Raw genomic sequence first — 24,405 nt, 5'->3', positions numbered from 1 at the left:
ACCACGACATGGCCGTGCAAGACCTGCTGTCCCAGGATGAAATCGACGCGCTGTTGCATGGCGTCGACGATGGTCTGGTACAGACCGAAATGGCTGCCGAACCCGGCAGCGTCAAAAGTTACGACCTGACCACCCAGGATCGCATCGTCCGTGGACGCATGCCGACCCTGGAAATGATCAACGAACGTTTCGCCCGTTACACCCGTATCAGCATGTTCAACATGCTGCGCCGTTCGGCGGACGTGGCGGTGGGCGGCGTGCAGGTGATGAAGTTCGGTGAATACGTGCATTCGCTGTACGTTCCCACCAGCCTTAACCTGGTCAAGATCAAGCCGTTGCGTGGCACCGCGCTGTTCATTCTCGACGCCAAGCTGGTGTTCAAGCTGGTGGACAACTTCTTCGGCGGCGACGGCCGTCACGCCAAGATCGAAGGCCGTGAATTCACGCCCACCGAACTGCGCGTGGTGCGCATGGTGCTGGAGCAGGCCTTCATTGACTTGAAGGAAGCCTGGCAGGCGATCATGGAAGTCAATTTCGAGTACATCAACTCGGAAGTGAACCCGGCCATGGCCAACATCGTCGGGCCGAGCGAAGCTATTGTGGTGTCGACGTTCCACATCGAACTCGATGGCGGTGGCGGCGATCTGCACGTGACCATGCCGTACTCGATGATCGAGCCGGTACGCGAAATGCTCGACGCCGGCTTCCAGTCCGACCTCGACGACCAGGACGAACGCTGGGTCAAGGCCCTGCGCGAAGACCTGCTCGACGTCGACGTACCCCTGAGCGCCACCGTGGCCCGCCGCCAGCTGCGCCTGCGCGACATTCTGCACATGCAGCCGGGCGACGTGATCCCCGTCGAACTGCCGGAAGAACTGATCATGCGCGCCAATGGTGTGCCGTCGTTCAAGGTCAAGCTCGGTTCCCACAAGGGCAACCTGGCGTTGCAGGTGATTGAGCCGATCAATCGCCGCTGATGCACCCCCTATTCATGATTGTTTGCTGCGCCGAGGACATGTAATGGCTACCGAACACGAAAACACTTCCGCCGAAGACCAGGCCCTGGCTGACGAGTGGGCTGCGGCCCTGGAAGAAACCGGCGATGTCGGCCAGGACGATATCGACGCGCTGCTGGCCGCCGACGCTGCCTCCGCGCCAGCCGGCAAACGCCTGCCGATGGAAGAATTCGGCAGCGTGCCGAAAAACAACGACCCGGTGACCCTCGACGGCCCCAACCTGGACGTGATCCTGGACATTCCGGTGTCGATTTCCATGGAAGTGGGCAGCACCGAAATCAACATCCGCAACCTGCTGCAGCTCAACCAGGGCTCGGTGATCGAGCTCGACCGCCTGGCCGGCGAGCCGCTGGACGTGCTGGTCAACGGCACGCTGATCGCCCATGGCGAGGTGGTGGTGGTCAACGAGAAGTTCGGCATTCGCCTGACGGACGTGATCAGCCCGAGCGAACGCATCAAGAAGTTGCGCTGAAATGAAGTACAGCATGGGGGGACTGTTGCTGGCGCTGCCCTTGGACGCCCTGGCGGCTGAGCCGATCGCGCAAGCGGCTGCGGCACCTGCGGTCGGCAGCGTCGGCGGGCAGTTGACGCAACTGATGCTCGGCCTGTTGCTGGTGGTCGGCCTGATTTTCGTACTGGCCTGGCTGATGCGCCGCGTGCAGCGTATCGGCCCGGGCAACGCCCAGGTCATCGAGCTGATCGGCTCGCGTGCCCTCGGCCCGCGCGATCGTCTGGTGCTGGTGCAGGTCGGCGAGGAGCAGATTTTGCTCGGCCTCACCCCCGGCCGCATTACCCCGTTGCACGTACTCAAGACACCGGTGGACGCGGCCAAGACCGAGGCCGCCACGCCAGAATTCGCCCAGCGCCTGATGGAATTGCTGGGCAAGGATCAGAAGGATAAGAAGTAATGCGCGTGTTCCTGACGCTCATGCTGTTGCTGGCCGCGCCGATGGCCCTGGGCGCCGACCCGTTGTCGATCCCGGCGATCACCCTGGGCACCAATGCGGCCGGCGCGCAGGAATACTCGGTCAGCCTGCAGATTCTGCTGATCATGACCGCGCTGAGTTTTATCCCGGCGTTCGTCATGCTGATGACCAGCTTCACGCGGATCATCATCGTGTTCTCGATCCTGCGCCAGGCCCTGGGCCTGCAACAGACGCCTTCGAACCAGATCCTCACCGGCATGGCGTTGTTCCTGACGCTGTTCATCATGGCGCCGGTATTCGACAAGGTGAACCAGCAAGCCCTGCAACCCTACCTGGCGGAGAAAATGACCGCCCAGGACGCCATCGACAAGGCCCAGGGCCCGATCAAGGACTTCATGCTGTCGCAGACCCGCTCCAGCGACCTCGAGCTGTTCATGCGCCTGTCCAAACGCACCGACATCGCCACGCCGGACCAGGCCCCGCTGACCATCCTGGTGCCGGCGTTCGTCACCTCGGAATTGAAGACCGCGTTCCAGATCGGCTTCATGATTTTCATCCCGTTCCTGATCATCGACCTTGTGGTGGCAAGCGTGCTGATGGCAATGGGGATGATGATGCTTTCGCCGCTGATCATTTCGTTGCCGTTCAAGATCATGCTGTTTGTGCTGGTGGACGGCTGGGCGCTGATTATCGGCACCCTGGCCGGCAGTTTCGGAGGGGTATAGCGCGATGACCCCAGAAGTTGCCGTCGACCTGTTTCGCGAAGCGCTGTGGCTGACCACCCTGATGGTCGCCGTGCTGGTGGTGCCGAGCCTGCTGGTCGGCCTGCTGGTGGCGATGTTCCAGGCCGCCACCCAGATCAACGAACAGACGCTGAGCTTCCTGCCGCGCCTGCTGGTGATGCTGATCACCCTGATCGTCGCCGGCCCGTGGCTGGTGCAAACCTTCATGGAATACATCCTGCAGCTGTACGGCAGTATTCCGCAGTTGATCGGCTGAGCCGATGCAATCGTTACTGGCCTTGACCGACACCCAGATCAGCACCTGGGTGGCCTCGTTCATTCTGCCGCTGTTTCGCGTCACGGCCATGTTGATGGCCATGCCGGTGTTCGGCACCACCCTGGTACCACGGCGTGTGCGCCTGTATTTCGCGGTGGCGATCACCGTGGTGATCGTGCCCGGCTTGCCGCCGATGCCGCCGGTCAACGCCCTCGACCTCAGCGCATTGATGCTGATCGCCGAACAGGTCCTGATCGGCGCCATGCTGGGCTTTTCCCTGAGCCTGTTCTTCCAGGCGTTTGTGGTCGCCGGGCAAATCATCTCGGTGCAGATGGGCATGGGCTTCGCGTCCATGGTCGACCCCACCAACGGTGTGTCGGCGGCGGTGATCGGGCAATTCCTGACCATGCTGGTGACCTTGCTGTTCCTGGCCATGAACGGCCATCTGGTGGCGTTCGAGGTGATGACTGAAAGCTTCACCACCTTGCCGGTGGGTTCCGGGTTGGTGGTCAACCACTTCTGGGAACTGGTGGGGCGCCTCGGCTGGGTGCTGGGCGCGTCCTTGCTGTTGGTGTTGCCGGCGATCACGGCATTGCTGGTGGTCAACATCGCGTTTGGCGTGATGACCCGCGCGGCGCCGCAGCTGAACATCTTCTCGATTGGTTTTCCCTTGACGCTGGTGTTGGGCATGGGGATTTTCTGGGTCGGCCTGGCTGACATTCTCAATCAGTATCAACCGCTGGCGACCGACGCCTTGCAGTTCTTACGTGACCTGGCACGGGCGCGCTGAGCCATGGCCGAGAGCGAGAGTGGTCAGGACAAGACAGAAGACCCCACGGAGAAACGTAAAAAGGACTCCAGGGAAAAGGGCGAGATCGCACGCTCCAAAGAGCTCAATACCGTTGCGACCATGATGGCCGGTGCCGGCGCCTTGCTGATCTACGGCGGTGGCCTGGCGCTGGACTTGCTGGAGCTGATGAAGCACAACTTCACCTTGCCCCGTGAGGTGTTGCTCAACCCGGATTCCATGGGACTCTACCTGCTGCATTCGGGCAAGATCGCGTTGCTGGCGGTGCAACCGATCCTGATCACCTTGCTGCTCGCCGCGCTGATCGGCCCGGTCGCCCTCGGCGGCTGGCTGTTTGCCGCCAGCAGCATGGCGCCCAAGTTCAGCCGCATGAACCCGGCGGCCGGGCTCAAGCGCATGTTTTCCACCAAGGCCCTGGTGGAGCTGCTCAAGGCCTTGGCCAAATTCATCCTGATTCTGTTCGTGGCGTTGTCGGTGTTGTCGTCCGACATCGACGACTTGCTGCGCATCGCCCATGAACCGCTGGAGTCGGCGATCATCCACAGCCTGCAAGTGGTGGGTTGGAGCGCATTGTGGATGTCTGCCGGGTTGATCATCATCGCAGCGGTGGACGCGCCGATCCAGCTGTGGGAAAGCCACAAGAAACTGCTGATGACCAAGCAGGAAGTGCGTGACGAACACAAGGACCAGGAAGGGCGCCCGGAGGTCAAGCAACGCATCCGCCAACTGCAGCGGGAAATGTCCCAGCGCAAGATGATGGCTTCGGTGCCCGACGCCGATGTGATCATCACCAACCCGACCCACTACGCCGTCGCCCTCAAGTACGACCCGGAGAAGGGCGGCGCGCCCATGTTGCTGGCCAAGGGCAGCGACTTTACCGCGCTCAAGATTCGCGAAATCGCTGTGGCCAACGACATCCTGCTGCTGGAATCACCGGCGCTGGCGCGGTCGATCTTCTATTCCACCGACCTCGATCAAGAAATCCCCGCCGGGCTGTACCTGGCCGTGGCACAGGTATTGGCCTACGTCTACCAGATCCGCCAGTACCGGGCGGGCAAGGGCAAGCGGCCTGATCCGCTGAAGGACTTGCCGATTCCGCCGGATTTGCGTCGCGACTCCTGAAAACGCGCTTTTATGTCTGCCTCTGTAGGAGCGAGCTTGCTCGCGAAAAACTCCGAGTCGCCGCGTTCATCCTGATTTGCGCGTTATCGTTACCCACCTTCGCGAGCAAGCTCGCTCCTACAGGAGGGTGCCCATTACCTGTCAACTTTGACAGTAGCCAATACGCCGCCTTCACTGTTTGATACAGCGATGAGCCGCGCAGCCATGCGCGGCTCGGGAGGCGGTGATGGATAGGGCTACGGTCAAGTGGTTCGATGCGGTCAAGGGCATTGGTTTTATTGCCCGGGATCGTGATGGCAACGCGGTTGCCGTGCAGTCGACAGATGCCAAGTGCGGTGAAGTCCCGCCAGCCGCTCCCACCATGCGAAAACCCCGCAAGCGGAAAAAAACACCGAAAGCCCCTCGCTAGCACCCATGGTCGTTTGCGTCTACCTGTCAACTTTGACAGTAGCCAGCGCCAGCGTCTCGCGGTTCTATTGCACCAGGCACTGCGCGCAGGCTGTAAACGAGATGCAGGGAGAATGGCATTGAAAGTGACGACGGGTACAGTCAAACGTGAGCTGGCCAGGGGCAAGTGGCTGATTGCGCTGGATGACGGGCATGACTGCGTCTTTATCGATTGGAGCGATTGGCGGGGGGCTGCACTGTCGATTGGTAAGAAGTTAACGTTTCAAATGATCCATAAACCCCAGGGCGTTTATGCGCTCCCCGTCAGTGCGCGTAACGATACCGGGACGGGTCCATAAGTGTGTGGAGAACGGCAAGTGTTCAGGCCTCGAATATACGGCCTATTTAAAGACCACCCCGGGTGCAAATGTGGGAGGGGGCTTGCTCCCGATGGCGGCGTATCAGCCACCTATTCTGGGCCTGACACACCGCCATCGGGAGCAAGCCCCCTCCCACATTTAACCTGAGTCATACCCGGTAGGCTGCGTCGCTTCCAAGGTCATCCTGGGCCCAAAAGCAAAGTTGGAAGGCTTCTTGCAATACCGCCTGCAGGACGCCCCCCAGCGTCAAAACTTTGCTTCAAGGACACGAGGAAGACCGGTGGTAGATCGCTCTCAAATGCTCAGCACGGCCCGTGGCACCCTGACTGACCTGTCGCGGGGCAACCTGGGCGTGCCGTTGTTGTTGCTGGTGATGCTGGCAATGATGATGTTGCCGATGCCGCCGTTCCTGCTCGACGTGTTTTTCACCTTCAACATCGCCCTTTCGGTGGTGGTGCTGCTGGTGTGTGTGTACGCCCTGCGACCGCTGGATTTCGCGGTGTTCCCGACCATCCTGCTGGTGGCGACCCTGCTGCGCCTGGCGCTGAACGTGGCGTCCACCCGCGTGGTGATGCTCCACGGCCAGGACGGTCACGCCGCCGCCGGTAAGGTGATCCAGGCCTTCGGTGAAGTGGTGATCGGCGGTAACTACGTGGTCGGTATCGTGGTGTTCGCGATCCTGATGATCATCAACTTCGTGGTGGTCACCAAGGGCGCCGGGCGGATCTCCGAGGTAAGCGCTCGGTTTACCCTGGATGCGATGCCCGGTAAGCAGATGGCCATCGACGCCGACCTTAATGCCGGCCTTATCGACCAGAACCAGGCCAAGAGCCGTCGCCTGGAAGTGGCCCAGGAAGCCGAGTTCTACGGCTCCATGGACGGCGCCAGTAAATTTGTGCGCGGTGACGCCATCGCCGGCCTGCTGATTCTGTTCATCAACCTGATCGGCGGCATGGCCGTGGGTATTTTCCAGCACGGCATGACCTTCGGCGATGCGGGCAAGGTCTACGCCTTGCTGACCATCGGTGACGGTTTAGTGGCGCAATTGCCATCACTGTTGTTATCCACAGCTGCTGCGATCATGGTGACCCGTGCTTCGGGCTCCGAAGACATGGGCAAGCAGATCAGCCGGCAAATGTTCGCTTCGCCCAAGGCGCTGGCCGTGGCCGCCGGTATCATGGCCGTCATGGGCATCGTGCCGGGCATGCCCCACGTTTCGTTCCTGAGCATGGCGGCCATGGCCGGCGGCGCGGCCTACCTGTTCTGGAAGAAACAGAATGCTGTCAAGGTTCAGGCCCTGCAGGAAGTCGCCCGCCAGCAGGAATTGCTGCCATCCCCGGCCCGCGCCCAGGAAACCAAGGAACTGGGCTGGGACGACGTAACCCCGATCGACATGATCGGCCTGGAAGTCGGTTACCGTCTGATCCCGTTGGTGGACCGCAACCAGGGCGGCCAACTGCTGGCGCGGATCAAGGGTGTGCGCAAGAAGCTGTCCCAGGACCTGGGCTTTTTGATGCCCACCGTGCATATCCGCGACAACCTCGACCTGGCCCCCAGCGCCTACCGCCTGACCTTGATGGGCGTGATCCTGGCCGAAGCCGAGATCTACCCGGACCGGGAACTTGCGATCAACCCAGGGCAAGTGTTCGGTTCGCTCAACGGCATCACCGCCAAAGATCCGGCTTTCGGCCTGGAAGCGGTGTGGATCGAAGTCAGCCAGCGCAGCCAGGCTCAGTCCCTTGGTTATACCGTGGTCGACGCCAGCACCGTGGTCGCTACCCACCTCAACCAGATTCTCTACAAGCACTCCCACGAGCTGATCGGCCACGAGGAAGTCCAGCAATTGATGGGCTTGCTGGCCAAAGCCTCGCCAAAACTGGCCGAAGAGCTGGTGCCGGGCGTGCTGTCGCTGTCGCAGTTGCTCAAGGTGTTGCAAGCCTTGCTCGCCGAACAGGTGCCCGTACGCGATATTCGCAGCATCGCCGAGGCCATCGCCAACAATGCCGCCAAGAGTCAAGATACTGCCGCGCTGGTGGCGGCGGTGCGGGTCGGTTTGTCCCGCGCCATCGTGCAAAGCATTGTAGGCGTTGAGTCTGAGCTGCCTGTTATCACCTTGGAGCCAAGGTTGGAACAGATATTGCTCAATAGTATTCAGAAGGCAGGGCAAGGCCAGGAAGAGGGCGTTCTGCTGGAGCCAAGCATGGCTGAAAAGCTGCAGCGTTCGTTGATCGAAGCTGCGCAGCGCCAGGAAATGCAGGGCCAGCCGGTGATTCTGCTGGTGGCCGGTCCGGTCCGCGCGATGTTGTCGCGCTTCGGGCGCCTGGCAGTACCGAATTTGCACGTGTTGGCTTACCAGGAAATTCCTGACAATAAGCAAGTGACTATCGTCGCGACAGTAGGGCCCAACGGCTGAGGGTAGTGGGTTATGCAAGTGAAGCGTTTTTTCGCCGCCGATATGCGTCAGGCCATGAAGTTGGTCCGCGATGAGCTGGGCGCCGATGCCGCGATTATCGGTAACCGTCGTATTGCCGGCGGTGTCGAGCTGACGGCTGCCCTGGATTACACGCCCCAGGCCCTGGCTCCGCGTGTGCCGAACATGGAACTCGAAGACGAGCTGCGCAAGACCGCTTCGCGCATCGTCTCGGCCCAGGCCGAACTGAGCATGCGCGGTGACAGCGACGCCACCACCAACCGCCAATTGTTCGCCGGCTTGCCACTGACCGCCGCCGAGCCGCTGGTGGAACCTACGTTTGTCGAGCCGCCACGTCCTGCAGCGCCAGCCCCGGCCGCCGCAGTCGACCAGCGTGTGTTCGATTCGATGCGCTTTGAACTCAACGGCCTGCGCGAGCTGCTCGAAGTGCAACTGGGCTCGCTGGCCTGGAGCCAACTGCAAGGCAGCAAGCCGCAACAAGCCAACCTGTGGCGCCGCCTGCAGCGCATCGGCCTGTCCGGCCCGTTGTCCCGCGACCTGCTGGCGCTGACCGCCGAAGTCGAAGAGCCGCGCCAAGCCTGGCGCATGCTGCTGGCGCACCTGGCGCGGATGATCGCCACCCCGGAAATCGAACCCCTGGAAGAGGGCGGTGTAATCGCCATGGTCGGCCCTGCCGGCATGGGCAAGACCACCACCCTGGCCAAGCTGGCCGCGCGTTATGTGCTCAAGTACGGCGCGTCGAATATCGCGCTGGTGAGCATGGACAGCTACCGCATCGGCGCCCAGGAACAGCTCAAGACCCTGGGCCGTATCCTCAATGTGCCGGTGACCCATGTCGACCCGGGCCAGTCCCTGGCCAATGCCCTCGACCCGCTGCTGCGCAAGCGCGTGGTGTTGATCGATACCGCCGGCCTGCAAGCCAGCGACCCGGCCCTGCGCATGCAGCTTGAAAGCCTGGCCGGACGCGGCATCAAGTCGAAAAATTACCTGGTGCTTGCAACCACCAGCCAGAAACAGGTTCTTACCGCTGCCTATCACAGCTATAAACGCTGCGGCCTGGCCGGTTGCATCCTGACCAAACTGGATGAAACCGCCAGCCTCGGCGAAGTGCTGAGCCTGGCGATCAGTCATGAATTACCGGTCGCCTACCTGACCGACGGGCCGCGGATCCCGGATGATTTGCATCTGCCGCGCCGTCATCAGTTGGTCAGCCGTGCTGTCAGTGTGCAAATGCAAGACGAGCCTAGCGAGGAAGCGATGGCCGATATGTTCGCCGATCTTTATCACAACCCGGCAAAGCGGGTGGGATAAGGCAGGATGAACACCGTGAAATGTACCTACATCGATGGTCTGCAAGCGATACACGCGACCAAGCCATGTAGCCTGCGTCTAAGCAAGACAAGGTAAAGAAATAAAATGGGCAGCATGCATCCCGTACAGGTGATCGCGGTGACCGGCGGCAAAGGTGGCGTCGGCAAAACTAACGTGTCAGTGAATTTGTCCCTGGCCCTGGCAGAGCTTGGCCGTCGCGTCATGCTGCTGGATGCTGACCTGGGCCTGGCGAACGTGGACGTTCTGCTGGGGCTGACACCCAAACACACGCTCGCCGATGTGATCGAAGGCCGCTGTGAGCTGCGCGATGTGCTGCTCCAGGGCCCCGGTGGTATCCGCATCGTGCCGGCCGCCTCGGGCACCCAGAGCATGGTGCACCTGAGCCCGGCGCAGCATGCCGGCCTGATCCAGGCCTTCAGCGATATCGGCGACAACCTCGACGTGCTGGTGATCGACACCGCCGCCGGGATCGGCGAGTCGGTGGTCAGCTTCGTACGCGCCGCGCAAGAAGTGCTGCTGGTGGTCTGCGACGAACCCACTTCGATCACTGACGCCTACGCCCTGATCAAACTGCTTAACCGTGACTACGGCATGAACCGCTTCCGCGTGCTGGCCAACATGGCCCAGAGTCCGCAGGAAGGGCGCAACCTGTTCGCCAAGTTGACCAAGGTCACGGATCGTTTCCTCGATGTCGCCTTACAATACGTTGGCGCAGTTCCCTATGACGAGTGTGTGCGCAAGGCCGTGCAAAAGCAGCGTGCGGTCTACGAAGCGTTCCCTCGTTCCAAGTGCGCACTGGCGTTCAAGGCGATAGCCCAGAAGGTCGATACCTGGCCGTTGCCTGCCAACCCTCGGGGGCATCTGGAGTTTTTTGTCGAACGATTGGTGCATCAGACGAGCGCGGGACCTGTGCTATGACATCCAGCGGCTACAACCTTTACAAAAAGTCGGCCCGTGACAGCCAGGGCGAGTTGATCGAGCGCTATGCGCCGCTGGTCAAGCGCATTGCCTATCACTTGTTGGCGCGCTTGCCTGCCAGCGTGCAGGTGGAAGACCTGATCCAGGCCGGGATGATCGGCCTGCTCGAAGTGTCGACCAAATACGACGCGAGCAAAGGGGCGAGTTTCGAGACGTATGCGGGTATCCGTATCCGTGGCGCGATGCTCGATGAAGTGCGTAAAGGGGATTGGGCGCCGCGTTCGGTACACCGCAATACGCGCATGGTCAGTGACGCAATTCGTGCAATTGAAGCAAAAACCGGTCGTGACGCTAAAGATCATGAAGTTGCGGCCGAACTCCAATTGAGTCTCGACGATTATTACGGGATTTTGAACGATACCTTGGGCAGCCGCCTGTTCAGTTTCGACGACCTGTTGCAGGACGGCGAACACGAAGGGCTGCACGAGGACGGCGCGAGCGCGCATATGGAACCGTCGCGCGATCTGGAAGATGAACGTTTTCAGGGAGCGCTGGCGGAGGCCATTGCCAATTTGCCGGAGCGCGAGCGCCTGGTGTTGGCGCTGTACTACGACGAGGAGCTGAACCTCAAGGAAATCGGTGAGGTCCTGGGGGTCAGCGAATCGCGTGTCAGCCAGTTGCATAGCCAGTGCGCGGCCCGCTTGCGGGGGCGGTTGGGAGAGTGGCGCGCGCGCTGACAGGCAGTGTGGGGACACTGCAGACGCTACCGCGAAGGTTTCGGCCTTCGCGGGTTCGCTCCGTGGTGCCCTGGGCAGTCCTTTTTGTGTAACGCCTGTTGATTGAAGTGGCGCGTCCAGGTGCTGGGCGCGTTTAAGACTGCTTGGAGGTCGAATTGGACAAGAACATGAAAATCCTCATCGTTGATGACTTCTCAACGATGCGGCGGATCATAAAAAACCTGTTGCGTGACCTTGGGTTCACTAACACGGTCGAGGCGGATGACGGCATTACGGCGATTCCGATCCTCAACAGCGGGAGCATCGACTTTCTGGTAACCGACTGGAACATGCCCGGCATGACCGGTATCGACTTGCTGCGCCATGTGCGCGCCGATGAAAAACTGCGCAGCCTGCCGGTGTTGATGGTGACCGCCGAAGCCAAGCGTGAACAGATCATCGAAGCCGCCCAAGCCGGGGTAAACGGCTATGTGGTCAAGCCATTCACAGCATTGGCCTTGAAAGAGAAGATCGAAAAAATCTTCGAACGCATCGGCCATTGATGCTGCCACGGGGGAGCTATGGACCATAACGAAACGTCACAGGGCGATTTTGAGTCGACCCTGAAAAAACATGCTCACCAGTTGGTCGAATGCCTTGAAAAGGGCCAGTTCGGCGATGCGGTGCAGTTGATCCATGAGCTTAACCAGACCCGTGACCGCGGCCTGTACCAGGAAGTGGGCAAGCTCACGCGTGAGCTGCACAGTGCGATCGTCAATTTCCAGATTGACCCGCGCATGCCCCAGGCCGAAGAAATTTCCCAGATCACCGATGCCACCGAACGCCTGTCCTATGTGGTCAGGCTGACCGAGGCAGCGGCCAACCGCACCATGGACCTGGTGGAAAACGCCACGCCTCTGGTCAACGGCATGGCCAGTGAAGCCCAGGCCTTGAGCGTTGACTGGGGCCGCTTCATGCGCCGCGAAGTGGGGGCTGAAGAGTTCCGTGAACTGGCGCGTCGGGTCGACGGTTTTCTGTCGCGCAGCGAACAGGAAAACCGCACGGTGGCCGGCAACCTCAACGACATTCTGCTTGCCCAGGATTACCAGGACCTCACCGGTCAAGTGATCAAGCGTGTGACCCAACTGGTCACCGAAGTGGAAAGCAACCTGCTCAAACTGGTGCTGATGGCCGGCCAGGTCGACCGTTTTGCCGGCATCGAACATGACCGCGAAGCGATCCTCTCGGAAAAAGATCCACAAAAACACCTCGCCAAGGGTGAAGGTCCGCAGATTCATGCCGATAAACGTGAAGACGTCGTATCCGGTCAAGATGACGTAGACGATTTGCTGTCCAGTTTAGGCTTCTAAGGAGCACCCACATGAGCTTCGGCGCCGATGAAGAAATCCTTCAGGATTTCCTTGTAGAGGCCGGCGAAATTTTAGAGCAACTGTCCGAACAACTGGTCGAGCTGGAAAGCCGTCCGGATGATGCGAACCTGCTCAATGCAATTTTTCGCGGTTTTCACACTGTAAAAGGGGGCGCCGGCTTCCTCCAGCTCCATGAGCTGGTGGAGTGCTGTCACATCGCCGAGAACGTGTTCGACATCCTGCGCAAGGGTGAGCGTCAGGTTGACTCGGAATTAATGGACGTGATTCTCGAAGCACTGGATGCGGTCAACGCCATGTTCAGCCAGGTGCGTGAACGTGCACCGATCACCGCCGCCACGCCGGAACTGCTGGCCGCCCTGGCGCGCCTGGCCGAACCGGCTGCGCAAGCACCGGTTGTGCAAGCCGTGCCTGAGCCAGTGGTGGAAGCCGAGGCGGATGTGACCGACAGCGAGTTCGAGCAACTGCTCGACTCGCTCAATGCGGTCAAGGCCGAGGCTGAAGCACCGGCTGCAACGGCGCCGATTGCCACGCCGACCAGCGAAGACATTACCGACGCAGAATTTGAATCCCTGCTCGACCAGTTGCATGGCAAAGGCCAGTTCGCGGCCGACGCCGTGGCACCGGCGGCTGCGCCAGCGGCACCGGCGGCCAACGCCAGTACCGATATTACCGACGATGAATTCGAGGCGCTGCTCGACCAACTGCACGGCAAAGGCACGTTCGTCGCCGAAGCCTTGCCGCAGGTCGCTGCCACTGCCGCCGTCGCTCCGGCGGCCAGTGCAGCACCTGCCGGTGACGGGCTGATTTCGGATAACGAGTTCGAAGCCTTGCTGGACGAGTTGCACGGCAAAGGCAAGTTCACCGAAGTGGCCCCGGCTCCGGCCGCCGCCGCAGCGGTCGCTACAGCCGCACCGGTTGCCGCCGCCAAAGCCGCAGCGCCGGTCGCCAAGCCAGCGCCTGCACCGGCTGCCGCGCCAGCTCCGGCGCGTCCTGCCGCTGCGCCGGTTGCCGATAAACCTGCCACTGAAGCCGAAACCACGGTGCGCGTAGACACTGCGCGCCTGGACGACATCATGAACATGGTCGGCGAGCTGGTGCTGGTGCGTAACCGCCTGGTGCGCCTGGGCCTGAACAGTGGCGATGAAGCCATGCAGAAGGCCGTGTCGAACCTCGATGTGGTCACCGCCGACCTGCAAACCGCCGTGATGAAAACGCGGATGCAGCCGATCAAGAAAGTCTTCGGCCGTTTCCCGCGCCTGGTGCGCGACTTGGCGCGCCAGCTCAAGAAAGAAATCAACCTGGAACTGGTGGGCGAAGAAACCGACCTCGACAAGAACCTCGTCGAGGCCCTGGCCGACCCGCTGGTCCACTTGGTGCGCAACGCCGTCGACCACGGCGTGGAAACCCCGGAAGAACGCGAAGCCTCGGGCAAATCGCGGGGCGGCAAGGTGATCCTGGCGGCGGAGCAAGAGGGCGACCATATCCTGCTGTCGATCACCGATGACGGCAAAGGTATGGACCCGGCGATTCTGCGCAATATCGCGGTCAAGCGCGGTGTGATGGACAAGGATGCCGCCGATCGCCTCACCGACACCGAATGCTACAACCTGATCTTCGCCCCCGGCTTCTCGACCAAGACCGAGATCTCCGACGTGTCCGGCCGTGGCGTCGGCATGGACGTGGTGAAGACCAAGATCAGCCAGCTCAACGGCTCGATCAATATCTACTCGACCAAGGGCCAGGGCTCGAAGATCGTCATCAAGGTGCCGTTGACCCTGGCGATCATGCCAACCCTGATGGTGATGCTGGGCAACCAGGCCTTCGCCTTCCCGCTGGTCAACGTCAACGAGATCTTCCACCTCGACCTGTCGCGCACCAACGTGGTGGACGGCCAGGAAGTGGTGATCGTGCGTGACAAGGCCCTGCCGCTGTTCTACCTCAAGCGCTGGCTGGTGGCATCGGCCAAGCATGAAGAGCAGCGCGAAGGCCATGTGGTGATTCTGTCGGTGGGCACCCAACGCATCGGCTTTGTGGTCGACCAACTGGTGGGCCAGGAAGAAGTGGTCATCAAGCCGTTGGGCAAAATGCTGCAGGGGACCCCCGGCATGTCTGGCGCGACCATCACCGGTGACGGTCGCATCGCGTTGATTCTCGATGTTCCGAGCATGCTCAAGCGTTACGCCGCACGGCGTATTTGATTCTGGCGGGGCAGGGCGGTAGCGCCCGCCCCGTCTAACGGAGTGTTTATGGTAGTCAAGGTCCTGGTGGTGGACGATTCGGGTTTCTTCCGCCGCCGCGTCTCGGAGATTCTTTCCGCCGATCCAACGATCCAAGTAGTCGGCACGGCCACCAACGGCAAAGAGGCGATCGATCAAGCCATTGCGTTGAAGCCGGACGTGATCACCATGGACTACGAAATGCCGATGATGGATGGCATCACGGCCGTGCGTCACATCATGCAACGCTGCCCCACACCGGTGTTGATGTTCTCCTCGCTGACACATGAAGGCGCCCGGGTCACCCTGGATGCGCTGGATGCCGGCGCGGTGGATTTCCTGCCGAAGAATTTCGAAGACATCTCGCGTAACCCCGATAAGGTCAAGCAGATGCTGTGCGAGAAGGTGCACAGCATTTCGCGCAGTAACCGCCGCAGTCTGTTCAGCGCGCCCGCGCCGACTCCTGCACCTGCACCTGCACCCGTGGCCGCGCCGACATCATCGTTCAGCCGCCCGGCGCCCGCCCCGGCAGCGCGGCCCGCGCCGACAGCACCTACCCGCGCTGCTGCACCGAGCGCTCATTCGCCCGCGCCCAAGCGCAAGGCCTACAAACTGGTGGCGATCGGTACATCCACGGGCGGGCCGGTGGCCTTGCAGCGTGTATTGACCCAACTGCCGGCCAACTTCCCGGCGCCGATCGTGCTGGTGCAGCACATGCCTGCCGCGTTCACCAAGGCCTTTGCCGAGCGCCTGGACAAGCTGTGCCGCATCAGCGTCAAGGAAGCCGAGGATGGCGACATCCTGCGTCCTGGCCTGGCGCTGCTGGCCCCAGGTGGCAAGCAGATGATGGTGGATGGCCGTGGCGCGATCAAAATCCTGCCGGGCGACGAGCGCCTCAACTACAAGCCGTGCGTGGATATCACCTTCGGTTCGGCGGCCAAGTCCTACGGTGACAAAGTTCTGGCGGTGGTGCTGACCGGCATGGGCGCCGATGGCCGTGAGGGTGCACGTCTGCTCAAGCAGGGCGGCAGTGCAATCTGGGCCCAGGACGAAGCCAGTTGCGTGATCTACGGCATGCCCATGGCGATCGTCAAGGCTGACCTGGCCGACGCGGTCTACAGCCTGGACGACATCGGCAAGCATCTGGTGGAGGCCTGCCTCTGATGGATGTCTTGAGCCTGATCGGCATCACCTTGGCGTTTGTCGCCATTATTGGCGGCAACTACCTTGAAGGCGGCCACCTCGGCGCCCTGGCCAACGGCCCGGCGGCGCTGATCGTGATCGGCGGCACCGTGGGCGCGGCGTTGTTGCAGGCGCCGGTGAGCTCGTTCAAGCGCGCCATGCAGATCCTGATATGGATCATTTTCCCGCCACGGGTCGACTTGCCAGGCGGCATCGACCGCGTGGTCAACTGGAGCCTCACCGCCCGCAAGGAAGGCTTGCTGGGCCTGGAAAGCGTGGCCGATGCCGAGCCCGACAGCTACGCCCGCAAAGGCCTGCAACTGCTGGTCGATGGCGCCGAGCCGGAGGCGATCCGCAGCATCCTCGAGGTGGATTTCTACACCCAGGAAAGCCGCGACATCAACGCGGCCAAAGTCTTTGAAAGCATGGGCGGCTACGCGCCGACCATCGGCATCATCGGTGCGGTAATGGGCCTGATCCACGTGATGGGCAACCTGGCCGACCCTTCGCAACTGGGCAGCGGCATTGCTGTGGCATTTGTCGCCACCATCTACGGTGTGGCGAGCGCCAACCTGGTGTTGTTGCCGGTGGCGAGCAAGCTCAAGTCGATTGCCATGCGCCAGTCCCGTTACCGCGAAATGCTGCTCGAAGGCATCCTGTCGATCGCCGAGGGTGAAAACCCGCGCTCCATCGAATTGAAGCTCCAGGGCTTCATGGATTGATGCATATGGGCATGGGCATGTGGCGAGCGAGCTTGCTCGCGCTGGGCTGCGAAGCAGCCCCACTCCAGGCAACACGGTCTTTCAGACAGGTCGCAGCGTCTGGGTTCAGGGCCGCTTCGCGCCCCAGCGCGAGCAAGCTCGCTCGCCACAATGAAGTGGTCGCTGTTGGTCAGAGAGGGAAGTGCCTGTGAGCCGTCGCCGTCGCGAGCCTGAAGAACACGTCAACCATGAACGCTGGCTGGTGTCCTACGCGGACTTCATCACCTTGCTGTTTGCGTTTTTCGTGGTGATGTACTCGATCTCGTCGGTGAACGAAGGCAAGTACAAGGTTATTTCCGAAGCGTTGATCGGGGTGTTTTCCGACTCCGATCGCGCGCTCAAGCCAATTCCTATTGGCGATGAACGACCCAAGACGGTGACCCCGGCCAAGCCGTTGGTCAACGACAGCGATGAGACCGCCGCCGGTGTCGGCGGCACCAGCGACCCGCTCAAGAGCATTGCCGACGATATCAGCGCCGCATTTGGCGACCTGATCAGCTCCAACCAGATGACCGTGCGCGGCAATGAACTGTGGGTGGAGATCGAGCTGAACTCCAGCCTGTTGTTCGCCAGCGCCGATGCACTGCCGAGCGACCAGGCCTTCACCATCATCGACAAGGTGGCAGCGATACTCAAGCCGTTTGAAAACCCGATCCACGTCGAAGGCTTTACCGACAACCTGCCGATCAGTACGGCGCAGTACCCGACCAACTGGGAACTGTCCTCGGCCCGGGCGGCAAGCATCGTGCGCATGCTCGCGATGCAGGGCGTGAACCCCCAGCGCCTGGCGTCGGTGGGCTACGGTGAGTTCCAGCCGGTGGCCAACAACGCCACGCTCGAAGGCCGTGCGCGCAACCGGCGGGTGGTGCTGGTGGTGTCGCGCAACCTGGATGTACGCCGCAGCCTGACCGGCACCGGCACGGCGAATGCAACACCGGATGCGGCGTTGAGGCGCGCTGGCACACAAACTGCACCGGCCCCTGCAAAGCCGCTGGTGCGGGCCAGCTCCGTCAATTCTCCGTCACCGGCTCACTAACCTATGCAATGTCTCGGTCGCGCGTGTGCCCACCGGGAGGAATCAACCGAATGAGAGTCTGGGCAGTTGCCAATCAAAAGGGTGGAGTCGGCAAGACCACCACGTCCATCGCCTTAGCCGGCTTGCTGGCCGAGGCAGGCAAGCGCGTGGTCGTGGTCGACCTGGACCCCCACGGCTCCATGACCAGCTATTTCGGTTACGACCCGGATGCGCTGGAACACAGCTGCTACGACCTGTTCCTGCACAAGGGCAGCGTGCCCGGCGACTTGCCTGGGCAACTGCTGCTGCCCACCAGCAATGACAGCATTTCGCTGTTGCCGTCCAGCACCGCCCTGGCCACCCTTGAGCGCCAGTCGCCGGGCCAGAGCGGCCTGGGCCTGGTGATCGCCAAGACCCTGGCGCAGCTGTGGCAGGACTTCGACTACGCGATCATCGACAGCCCGCCCTTGCTCGGCGTGCTGATGGTCAACGCCTTGGCGGCCAGCCAGCAGTTGGTGATCCCGGTACAGACCGAACACCTGGCCGTCAAAGGCTTGGAACGCATGGTCAGCACCCTGGCGATGATCAACCGTTCGCGCAAGCAGGCGTTACCGTACAGCATCGTACCGACCTTGTTCGACCGGCGGACCCAGGCCTCCCTTGGCACCCTGCGCGTACTGCGTGATGCCTATCCAGACACCATCTGGAACGGCTACATCCCGGTAGACACGCGCCTGCGTGACGCCAGCCGCGCCGGGCTCACGCCGTCGCAATTCGACAGCAAGAGCCGTGGCGTGCTGGCTTATCGGGCGTTGCTCAAGCACCTGTTGTCCCAGCAGCTTGTGGCGCAGGTGGCCTGATGAACCGTCCCCTCGACTTCAAGACCCGGCCGCAACTGGCACTGGAATCCTACCTGGATGCCTTGCTGCAGGAGGCGACCGCCGAGGAGCTGCCGGAACCGATCCTGGTGCTGGAGCCGGCCGTCGAGCCTGACGCTGCGCTGGATGAGTTCCAGTTGGCGGTGCTTGAAGAGCAAGCCCGCGATGCGCACGTGGAAGTGGCGCCCGTGGTGGTGCCAATCACGCCTGACGTGGTGGCGCCGGTAGTGGTCGAGCCGATCGTGGAAGTGCACCTGCCGCCGAGCATCACGCCGCCGCCGGTGACCGGCGATGGTCGCCCGTCGTGGGCCGCCGAGCCGTTCGAATGCCTGCTGTTCGATGTCGCCGGGTTGACCCTGGCGGTGCCGCTGGTGTGCCTGGGCTCGATCTATTCCCTGGAAGGCCAGGAGCTGACGCCGTTGTTCGGGCAACCGGAGTGGTTCCTCGGCATCCTGCCCAGCCAGGCCGGCAATCTCAAGGTGCTGGACACCGCGCGCTGGGTGATGCCCGACCGCTACCGCGACGACTTCCGCCAGGGCCTGCAGTATGTGATCTCCGTGCAGGGCTACGAGTGGGGGCTGGCGGTGCATCAAGTCAGCCGCTCGTTGCGCCTGGACCCGAACGAAATCAAATGGCGCAGCCACCGTGGCCAACGGCCGTGGCTGGCGGGCACCGTGATCGAACACATGTGCGCGTTGCTCGACGTCGCCGAACTGGCCGAGTTGATCGCCAGTGGCGCGGTCAAGGAAATGGCGCAGAACAAACGCAGTTGATTGAACAATAAAGGTCGTGCGGTTGCGCGGCCCATTAGCACACACGCCGTCGATAGCGGCATTTGAAGGGGTCAGAAGCATGAACAAGTCAGCGTCCGCACAAGGTTTGGATGATCCGATCCTGCAATGGGTGACCTTCAAACTGGACAACGAGTCCTACGGCATTAACGTGATGCGCGTGCAGGAAGTGCTGCGCTACACCGAGATCGCCCCGGTACCGGGTGCGCCGAGCTATGTGCTGGGCATCATCAACCTGCGCGGCAACGTGGTGACGGTGATCGATACGCGCCAACGCTTCGGCCTGGCGCCGACCGATGTCAACGACAACACGCGCATCGTCATCATCGAAGCCGACAAGCAAGTGGTCGGGATCATGGTCGACAGCGTGGCCGAAGTGGTCTACCTGCGCCAATCGGAAGTGGAAACCGCGCCGAACGTGGGCAACGAAGAATCCGCCAAGTTTATCCAGGGCGTCTGCAACAAGAACAACGAGCTGTTGATTCTGGTTGAGCTGGACAAAATGATGAGCGAAGAAGAGTGGTCGGACCTGGAGAGCATTTGATTGTTTCTTGAGGCGGCGGTGATCGTCCTGGCCCTGTTGTGGGCCGGGACTTTGGCGTTTGTGCTGCGCTATGTGCGCCAGCAACGGGAGTTGGCCTTGCAACAGGCCGAGCGCGATGCGGTGCGTGACCGGCGCATTCTGGAACTGGTCAAGCGTGTCGATCATTTCCAGCAGAGTGCGGTGCGGGTTGGGGATGAAGTGCATGAACTGCGCGCGATTCTCGGGCCGTTGCCGGACAAGTTGGTGCAGTTGGAACAGCGTGATCCCGCGAACCTGTCGTTCGCCCAGGCGGCCAAGCTGGTGGGCATGGGCGCGACGGTGGATGAGCTGACCCAGTCGTGCGGGTTGACCCAGGCCGAGGCGCAGTTGATGAGCAAGTTGCACAAGAGCTGATCAGCGCCGGGCGCAATGTGGGAGGGGGCTTGCTCCCGATGGCCTTGGGTATCCACATAACTTTGGTATGGCCCTGAACCTGTGACGGCTCGGGAGCCGAAGCCTCTCTAACTGACTCCCCGCGTTTCAAATGTGGGAGGGGGCTTGCCCCCGATGGCGGCCTGACAGCCGACCAGGATGTTGGATCAGAACGAGTACATATCCGTTCCTATGGTAACGGCGGCTGGCGGTTCCGCTTTTACAGCGTGTCACTTTTGGAAGGACCCAAAAGTAACCAAAAAGTCCTCGCCCCACCACTCGGCACCTCGCCTAGGCTCGGTGTGCCCGTAATCCGACATTGATTTGGGGGGCCGCCGCCACGCGCCATCCATGGCGCGGGGCGGCTAAACCGGCATCCCTGCCGGTTTACCCCCCAAATCACTGTCGAATTCCGGCCAGCGTGGTTTAACGGGGCGCCTAAGATCAAGAGCAAGATCAAGAGCGGCTCGCTTCGCATCGTGGTTAGCGTAGGCTGCTGCTACAAAGTTGTGTAGATACCATGCCCCGATGGCGGTGTATCAGTCAGCTTAATCTTTAGCTGACCCACCGCTATCGGGAGCAAGCCCCCTCCCACATTTTGATCTCCATCCATCAGCCAAATTTCTCCGGCCACAGACTTTTCCTCATCCCCAAGGGTCAACATCCTGCAAGCACCTTGACCCAGGAGAGTTCCCCAAATGACCACCGCCAGAGCCCTGTTGATCCTCCACGGCAAACAAGCCCTCAACGAGGACGTGCGCGCGGCCGTGTTGGCCCGGCGTGAGCAGGGTTGGGAGCTGGCAGTGCGGGTGACGTGGGAAGGTGGCGATGCCCAGCGCCTGGTCAATCAAGCCCTGGCCGACGGTTACACCCACATCATCGCCGGCGGTGGCGATGGCACTCTGCGCGATGTGGCCGAAGCCATGGCTCACGCCAATACCGATGCCAGCCTGGTGCTGATGCCGCTGGGCACCGCCAATGACTTCGCCAAGGCCGCCGGCGTGCCGTTGGAGCCGGCTGGCGCCCTGGCGTTGCTGGATGTTGAACCGAGAGCGATTGACCTGGGCCAGGTCGGCGGGCAGATATTCTTGAACATGGCCACCGGCGGTTTCGGCAGCCAGGTCACCGCCAACACCTCCGAAGACCTGAAGAAAATCCTCGGCGGTGCCGCCTACCTGTTCACCGGTCTGTCGCGTTTCAGTGAATTGAAGGCTGCCTACGGTGAGCTGGAAGGCCCGGATTTCCATTGGAAAGGCGAGCTGCTCGCACTCGGGATCGGCAACGGGCGCCAGGCCGGGGGCGGGCATGTGCTGTGCCCGGGTGCGCTGGCCGATGATGGCCTGCTGGACATCAGCATCCTGCCGGCGCCCCAGGAGGTGGTCGGCACCTTGCGCGAATTGATGAGCAATGGCTGGGGCCTGGACACCATGTTCGTGCGGGCACGCCTGCCGTGGGTCAATATCAAGGTGGCGCAGGGCTTGTACATCAACCTCGATGGCGAGCCGCTGGAAGGCGATGATCTGCATTTCGAGGCCTTGCCCAAGGCCCTGCGCGTGCACCTGCCGCTGGGTTCGCCCCTAGTCGTCCAGGCTGATGATCTGCTCGCGCACCGCGAATAACACCAGGCCCGCCACGTCGAAAATCTGCAGGCGCTTCATGATCTGCGAGCGATGCGCTTCTACCGTCTTGATGCTCAGGCCCAGGCCGTGGGCGATTTCCCGGGTGGACTTGCCGCGCACGATCAGGCGCAGGATTTCCAACTGGCGCGCCGTCAAGTTGTGGCTATGGGGCGCGGGCGTCGCAGGGCCGTTGCTGCGGATCAGTGCTTGATTGATCACGGTGTGGGCGATCGCCGGGCTCAGGTAGCGCTCGTTGTTGCGCAAGGCACGCAGGGCGTGTTCCAGCTCGTTGGCGGTCATGTCCTTGAGCAGGTAGCCGTGGGCACCTGATTCCAGCGCGCGCATGATCAGGTCGGGGTCGGTGTGCATCGACAGGATCAGCACTTTGCTCAGGGGATAGGCGCCCTTGAGTTCCTGCAAGGCATCCAGGCCGCTGGTGTGTTTCATCGACAGGTCCAGCAGCACGATATCCGGCTGCAGGGCGCGAAATTGCGCAAGCACCTGCGCGCCATCGCTGGCTTCACCGATCACGTCGTAGCCGGGCATGTCCAGGACCAGCGCACGCACGCCTGCGCGAATCAGCGCGTGGTCATCCACCAGGAGTAAATTGCAGGTCACTCGAAACCCTTAGGGGAACTGGCCCGTTCAAGGGCGCGGGGCGCCCAGGGGAAAAGCGCGTCGATCCGCGTGCCTTGGCCTGGCTGACTGCTGACCGACAAGGTGCCGCCCAGTTGGTCTATCCGCTCGGCCATGCCGGCCATGCCGCGTTGGCCTGCAAGGCCTGGGTCGGTAACCGGCGAAAAGCCCTGGCCGTCATCGCAGATCGTCAGCGACAAGCCTTCGGGCAGGCGTCGCAGGCGCACCCGCAGGTTATGTGCCTGGGCGTGACGGAGCATGTTGGTCACGGCTTCCTGGGTGATGCGAAACGCCGCCACGGCCATTTCTTCAGGAATACCGGTCAGGCGTTGCTGGCATTCCAGGCTCCAGCACACCGAGGTGTTTTCCAGGGTCTTGAGCAGGTGCGCGCGCAAGCTGGCTTCCAGGCCAAGGCTGGCCAACTGGCGCGGGTTGAGAATGGCGGACACGTCGCGCACTTTGGCCAGGGTTTCGTCGAGGGTATTGCACAGCACCGTGCAGTGCTCGTGCAGCTCTGGCGGCAGGCGACGCTGCAGCCATTCACTTTGCAGTTTGGCGGCGGTCAGCAGTTGGCCGATGTCGTCGTGCAGTTCGCGGCTGAGGCGATGGCGTTCGTTTTCCTGGACCTGTAACAGTCGGTCCGCCAATTCCTGGGGCTGGAACTTGATGGATTTGCGCGAACGCCATTGGTGCAGGCCCACCACCGCCAGCGTGGCCAGGTTGACCAGCAGGATCAGCAGCGACCAGGGCGAAGCATGCGCGTAGGCCCACACGCTGACCGACAACGAACACAGGCACAGCGCAAGGACGATGCGGCGTGCGTTGCTGCGCGACACAGACCTTGAGAAAAGGGGCTTGAGGTTGGCGTACATAGCGGATGGAGCCACTGAAGGTTCGCTGCGGGGAGACCGGTTGGCCGGGCTCTGTTTGGAATACGCTGCCGAATCGTGTTTAACCATGATGAAGTTGAGTCACTTCGAGTGGGGGCATAGTACCACCCCTGTTACCGTTGGTCGCCTGATTGGTTTATGGCCCGCGCAAATACTCTGGGGGGTAATCCCAGAGTTGAAAAAGTTGTATTAGTAAAGTTGGTTTGTATCGTTATTGCGTAGATGGCTAATTGATGTTTCTGCCTTTCTCGCCGTTATCGGTCGTTTTTGGACAGGTCAGCTATCGTCGGCGACATGCTTGGGACTCAGGACGCATGATGCAACCGCTGCTGCGGTTTATGCCGGAAATCCTTTTGCGGAATCTGCAAGGTAACCGTCGCGATCAACGACGTTTGCTCGGTCTCGTCCAGGGCCAACTCGCCGGTGCGCGTGTCGATCAGCTCCAATTGCCAGGCCAGCAGCGTGAGGCAGTCATGTAACGCATCGAGTGCCTGGTCATGCAGTTGCATCGGGTTCTCGGCGTTGGCAATGAGGTCCTGCAGGTGCCGCGAGAACTCGCTGATCGCCTGCAGCGCCAGGCTGTCGGCCTTTTCAGCCAGTTTGGCGAGGCTGGTTTTCATGCAGTCGATGGCGTCGCTGTCGTTGCGGATCAAATGCAGGTGGCTCAAGCACTCTTGGGATTTGATCAGCAGCATTTCGGCCTCCAGCAGAAACTCGGGAAGTGCCGTTTGCCATTCTTTCGCGCTATTCATCATGCATGTCTCCGCAACTCAAGCTCGGGTGATGAGATGTCGCACCGGGTGAATGGCTTAAAACTAGCGCTGAAATATGATTGGAGCTTGTAGGTTGATTCCGATATTTCAGTAGGACATTTATTGAAATGCTCACGAAAGTCGTGCGTAGTCCCAGTTGAGCGGGATGACACGACTTCAGTTGCCGATACGTGAGTGCCTGGAAGGCTCGCGGGCCTAGGGCGTGGGATGGCAAACAAAAGCCTGACTCCATTCATGCAATGAGAATGGCGTCACATTAATGG

General features: G+C 61.5%; 26 protein-coding genes. 23 read left to right on the top strand and 3 right to left on the bottom strand.

Annotated features, from left to right (window positions below):
• The first annotated feature begins 8 nt into the window (after nucleotides 1-8).
• The 23 genes from fliM to yegS all read left to right on the top strand — a co-directional run bounded on the left by fliM (nucleotide 9) and on the right by yegS (nucleotide 21,843).
• Entirely contained in the window at nucleotides 9-977 is a 969-nt protein-coding gene (gene fliM, locus C4J91_RS19215) for a flagellar motor switch protein FliM (RefSeq protein WP_124363773.1), read from the top strand.
• Nucleotides 978-1,020: 43 nt separating this feature from the next.
• Nucleotides 1,021-1,488: a flagellar motor switch protein FliN gene (gene fliN / locus C4J91_RS19210; protein WP_053257298.1), complete on the top strand. Its 468-nt coding sequence runs from the start codon at nucleotides 1,021-1,023 to the stop codon at nucleotides 1,486-1,488.
• 1 nt (nucleotide 1,489) lies between these two features.
• Nucleotides 1,490-1,924 (top strand): flagellar biosynthetic protein FliO, encoded by a 435-nt coding sequence (fliO, locus tag C4J91_RS19205; protein WP_124363772.1) that lies wholly within the window; start codon nucleotides 1,490-1,492, stop codon nucleotides 1,922-1,924.
• Nucleotides 1,924-2,667 (top strand): flagellar type III secretion system pore protein FliP, encoded by a 744-nt coding sequence (gene fliP, locus C4J91_RS19200; RefSeq protein ID WP_124363771.1) that lies wholly within the window; start codon nucleotides 1,924-1,926, stop codon nucleotides 2,665-2,667. The genes fliO and fliP overlap by 1 nt, the downstream gene beginning before the upstream one ends.
• 4 nt (nucleotides 2,668-2,671) lie before the next feature.
• A complete protein-coding gene (gene fliQ / locus C4J91_RS19195) occupies nucleotides 2,672-2,941 on the top strand; it encodes a flagellar biosynthesis protein FliQ (protein WP_057721355.1) in 270 nt (89 codons plus the stop codon).
• Nucleotides 2,942-2,945: 4 nt separating this feature from the next.
• Nucleotides 2,946-3,731, top strand: a complete 786-nt coding sequence (gene fliR / locus C4J91_RS19190; RefSeq protein WP_124363770.1) for a flagellar biosynthetic protein FliR — start codon at nucleotides 2,946-2,948, stop codon at nucleotides 3,729-3,731.
• Between the two features lie 3 nt (nucleotides 3,732-3,734).
• The gene (gene flhB, locus C4J91_RS19185; RefSeq protein WP_124363769.1) at nucleotides 3,735-4,871 is read left to right on the top strand and encodes a flagellar biosynthesis protein FlhB; all 1,137 of its coding nucleotides are present in this window, start codon (nucleotides 3,735-3,737) and stop codon (nucleotides 4,869-4,871) included.
• A 521-nt stretch (nucleotides 4,872-5,392) separates the two neighbouring features.
• Nucleotides 5,393-5,617, top strand: a complete 225-nt coding sequence (locus tag C4J91_RS19175) for a hypothetical protein (protein ID WP_256681612.1) — start codon at nucleotides 5,393-5,395, stop codon at nucleotides 5,615-5,617.
• 319 nt (nucleotides 5,618-5,936) lie between these two features.
• On the top strand, nucleotides 5,937-8,051 hold the full coding sequence (gene flhA / locus C4J91_RS19170) for a flagellar biosynthesis protein FlhA (protein ID WP_124365188.1): 2,115 nt from the start codon (nucleotides 5,937-5,939) through the stop codon (nucleotides 8,049-8,051).
• Nucleotides 8,052-8,063: 12 nt separating this feature from the next.
• Nucleotides 8,064-9,380 (top strand): flagellar biosynthesis protein FlhF, encoded by a 1,317-nt coding sequence (flhF, locus tag C4J91_RS19165; RefSeq protein WP_124363767.1) that lies wholly within the window; start codon nucleotides 8,064-8,066, stop codon nucleotides 9,378-9,380.
• Between the two features lie 105 nt (nucleotides 9,381-9,485).
• Nucleotides 9,486-10,319: a flagellar synthesis regulator FleN gene (fleN, locus tag C4J91_RS19160; protein WP_003192912.1), complete on the top strand. Its 834-nt coding sequence runs from the start codon at nucleotides 9,486-9,488 to the stop codon at nucleotides 10,317-10,319.
• The gene (gene fliA / locus C4J91_RS19155; protein WP_124359259.1) at nucleotides 10,316-11,056 is read left to right on the top strand and encodes an RNA polymerase sigma factor FliA; all 741 of its coding nucleotides are present in this window, start codon (nucleotides 10,316-10,318) and stop codon (nucleotides 11,054-11,056) included. The genes fleN and fliA overlap by 4 nt, the downstream gene beginning before the upstream one ends.
• A 167-nt stretch (nucleotides 11,057-11,223) precedes the next feature.
• Nucleotides 11,224-11,598, top strand: coding sequence for a chemotaxis response regulator CheY (locus C4J91_RS19150; RefSeq protein ID WP_005790040.1), 375 nt, complete (start codon nucleotides 11,224-11,226; stop codon nucleotides 11,596-11,598).
• 18 nt (nucleotides 11,599-11,616) lie between these two features.
• A complete protein-coding gene (locus C4J91_RS19145; protein ID WP_124363766.1) occupies nucleotides 11,617-12,405 on the top strand; it encodes a protein phosphatase CheZ in 789 nt (262 codons plus the stop codon).
• Between the two features lie 11 nt (nucleotides 12,406-12,416).
• Nucleotides 12,417-14,624, top strand: a complete 2,208-nt coding sequence (locus tag C4J91_RS19140; protein WP_124363765.1) for a chemotaxis protein CheA — start codon at nucleotides 12,417-12,419, stop codon at nucleotides 14,622-14,624.
• 48 nt (nucleotides 14,625-14,672) lie between these two features.
• On the top strand, nucleotides 14,673-15,806 hold the full coding sequence (locus C4J91_RS19135) for a chemotaxis response regulator protein-glutamate methylesterase (RefSeq protein ID WP_124363764.1): 1,134 nt from the start codon (nucleotides 14,673-14,675) through the stop codon (nucleotides 15,804-15,806).
• Nucleotides 15,806-16,546, top strand: coding sequence for a flagellar motor protein (locus tag C4J91_RS19130; protein WP_124363763.1), 741 nt, complete (start codon nucleotides 15,806-15,808; stop codon nucleotides 16,544-16,546). The genes C4J91_RS19135 and C4J91_RS19130 overlap by 1 nt, the downstream gene beginning before the upstream one ends.
• 187 nt (nucleotides 16,547-16,733) lie before the next feature.
• Nucleotides 16,734-17,621, top strand: coding sequence for a flagellar motor protein MotD (motD, locus tag C4J91_RS19125; RefSeq protein WP_124363762.1), 888 nt, complete (start codon nucleotides 16,734-16,736; stop codon nucleotides 17,619-17,621).
• Nucleotides 17,622-17,671: 50 nt separating this feature from the next.
• On the top strand, nucleotides 17,672-18,460 hold the full coding sequence (locus C4J91_RS19120; protein ID WP_124363761.1) for a ParA family protein: 789 nt from the start codon (nucleotides 17,672-17,674) through the stop codon (nucleotides 18,458-18,460).
• Nucleotides 18,460-19,251 (top strand): CheW domain-containing protein, encoded by a 792-nt coding sequence (locus C4J91_RS19115; RefSeq protein ID WP_124363760.1) that lies wholly within the window; start codon nucleotides 18,460-18,462, stop codon nucleotides 19,249-19,251. Before C4J91_RS19120 ends, C4J91_RS19115 begins: the two co-directional genes overlap by 1 nt.
• Nucleotides 19,252-19,330: 79 nt before the next feature.
• Nucleotides 19,331-19,813: a chemotaxis protein CheW gene (locus C4J91_RS19110; protein ID WP_124363759.1), complete on the top strand. Its 483-nt coding sequence runs from the start codon at nucleotides 19,331-19,333 to the stop codon at nucleotides 19,811-19,813.
• Nucleotides 19,814-20,206, top strand: coding sequence for a DUF2802 domain-containing protein (locus C4J91_RS19105; RefSeq protein ID WP_124363758.1), 393 nt, complete (start codon nucleotides 19,814-19,816; stop codon nucleotides 20,204-20,206). It begins immediately after the preceding gene.
• 716 nt (nucleotides 20,207-20,922) lie between these two features.
• Entirely contained in the window at nucleotides 20,923-21,843 is a 921-nt protein-coding gene (gene yegS, locus C4J91_RS19095) for a lipid kinase YegS (RefSeq protein ID WP_124363757.1), read from the top strand.
• Here yegS and C4J91_RS19090 read toward each other — a convergent pair.
• The 3 genes from C4J91_RS19090 to C4J91_RS19080 form a co-directional block, all read right to left on the bottom strand.
• Nucleotides 21,802-22,461, bottom strand: a complete 660-nt coding sequence (locus C4J91_RS19090) for a response regulator transcription factor (RefSeq protein WP_124363756.1) — start codon at nucleotides 22,459-22,461, stop codon at nucleotides 21,802-21,804. The two genes, yegS and C4J91_RS19090, sit on opposite strands and share 42 nt — an antisense overlap.
• Nucleotides 22,458-23,351, bottom strand: a complete 894-nt coding sequence (locus C4J91_RS19085; RefSeq protein WP_124365187.1) for a sensor histidine kinase — start codon at nucleotides 23,349-23,351, stop codon at nucleotides 22,458-22,460. Before C4J91_RS19085 ends, C4J91_RS19090 begins: the two co-directional genes overlap by 4 nt.
• Before the next feature lie 323 nt (nucleotides 23,352-23,674).
• Nucleotides 23,675-24,124 (bottom strand): hypothetical protein, encoded by a 450-nt coding sequence (locus C4J91_RS19080; RefSeq protein WP_177412752.1) that lies wholly within the window; start codon nucleotides 24,122-24,124, stop codon nucleotides 23,675-23,677.
• Nucleotides 24,125-24,405 lie beyond the last annotated feature (281 nt).

Source organism: Pseudomonas sp. R3-52-08 (genome assembly GCF_003851745.1).
Taxonomy (GTDB): domain Bacteria; phylum Pseudomonadota; class Gammaproteobacteria; order Pseudomonadales; family Pseudomonadaceae; genus Aquipseudomonas.
This window is presented reverse-complemented; position numbering and strand designations above follow the sequence as displayed.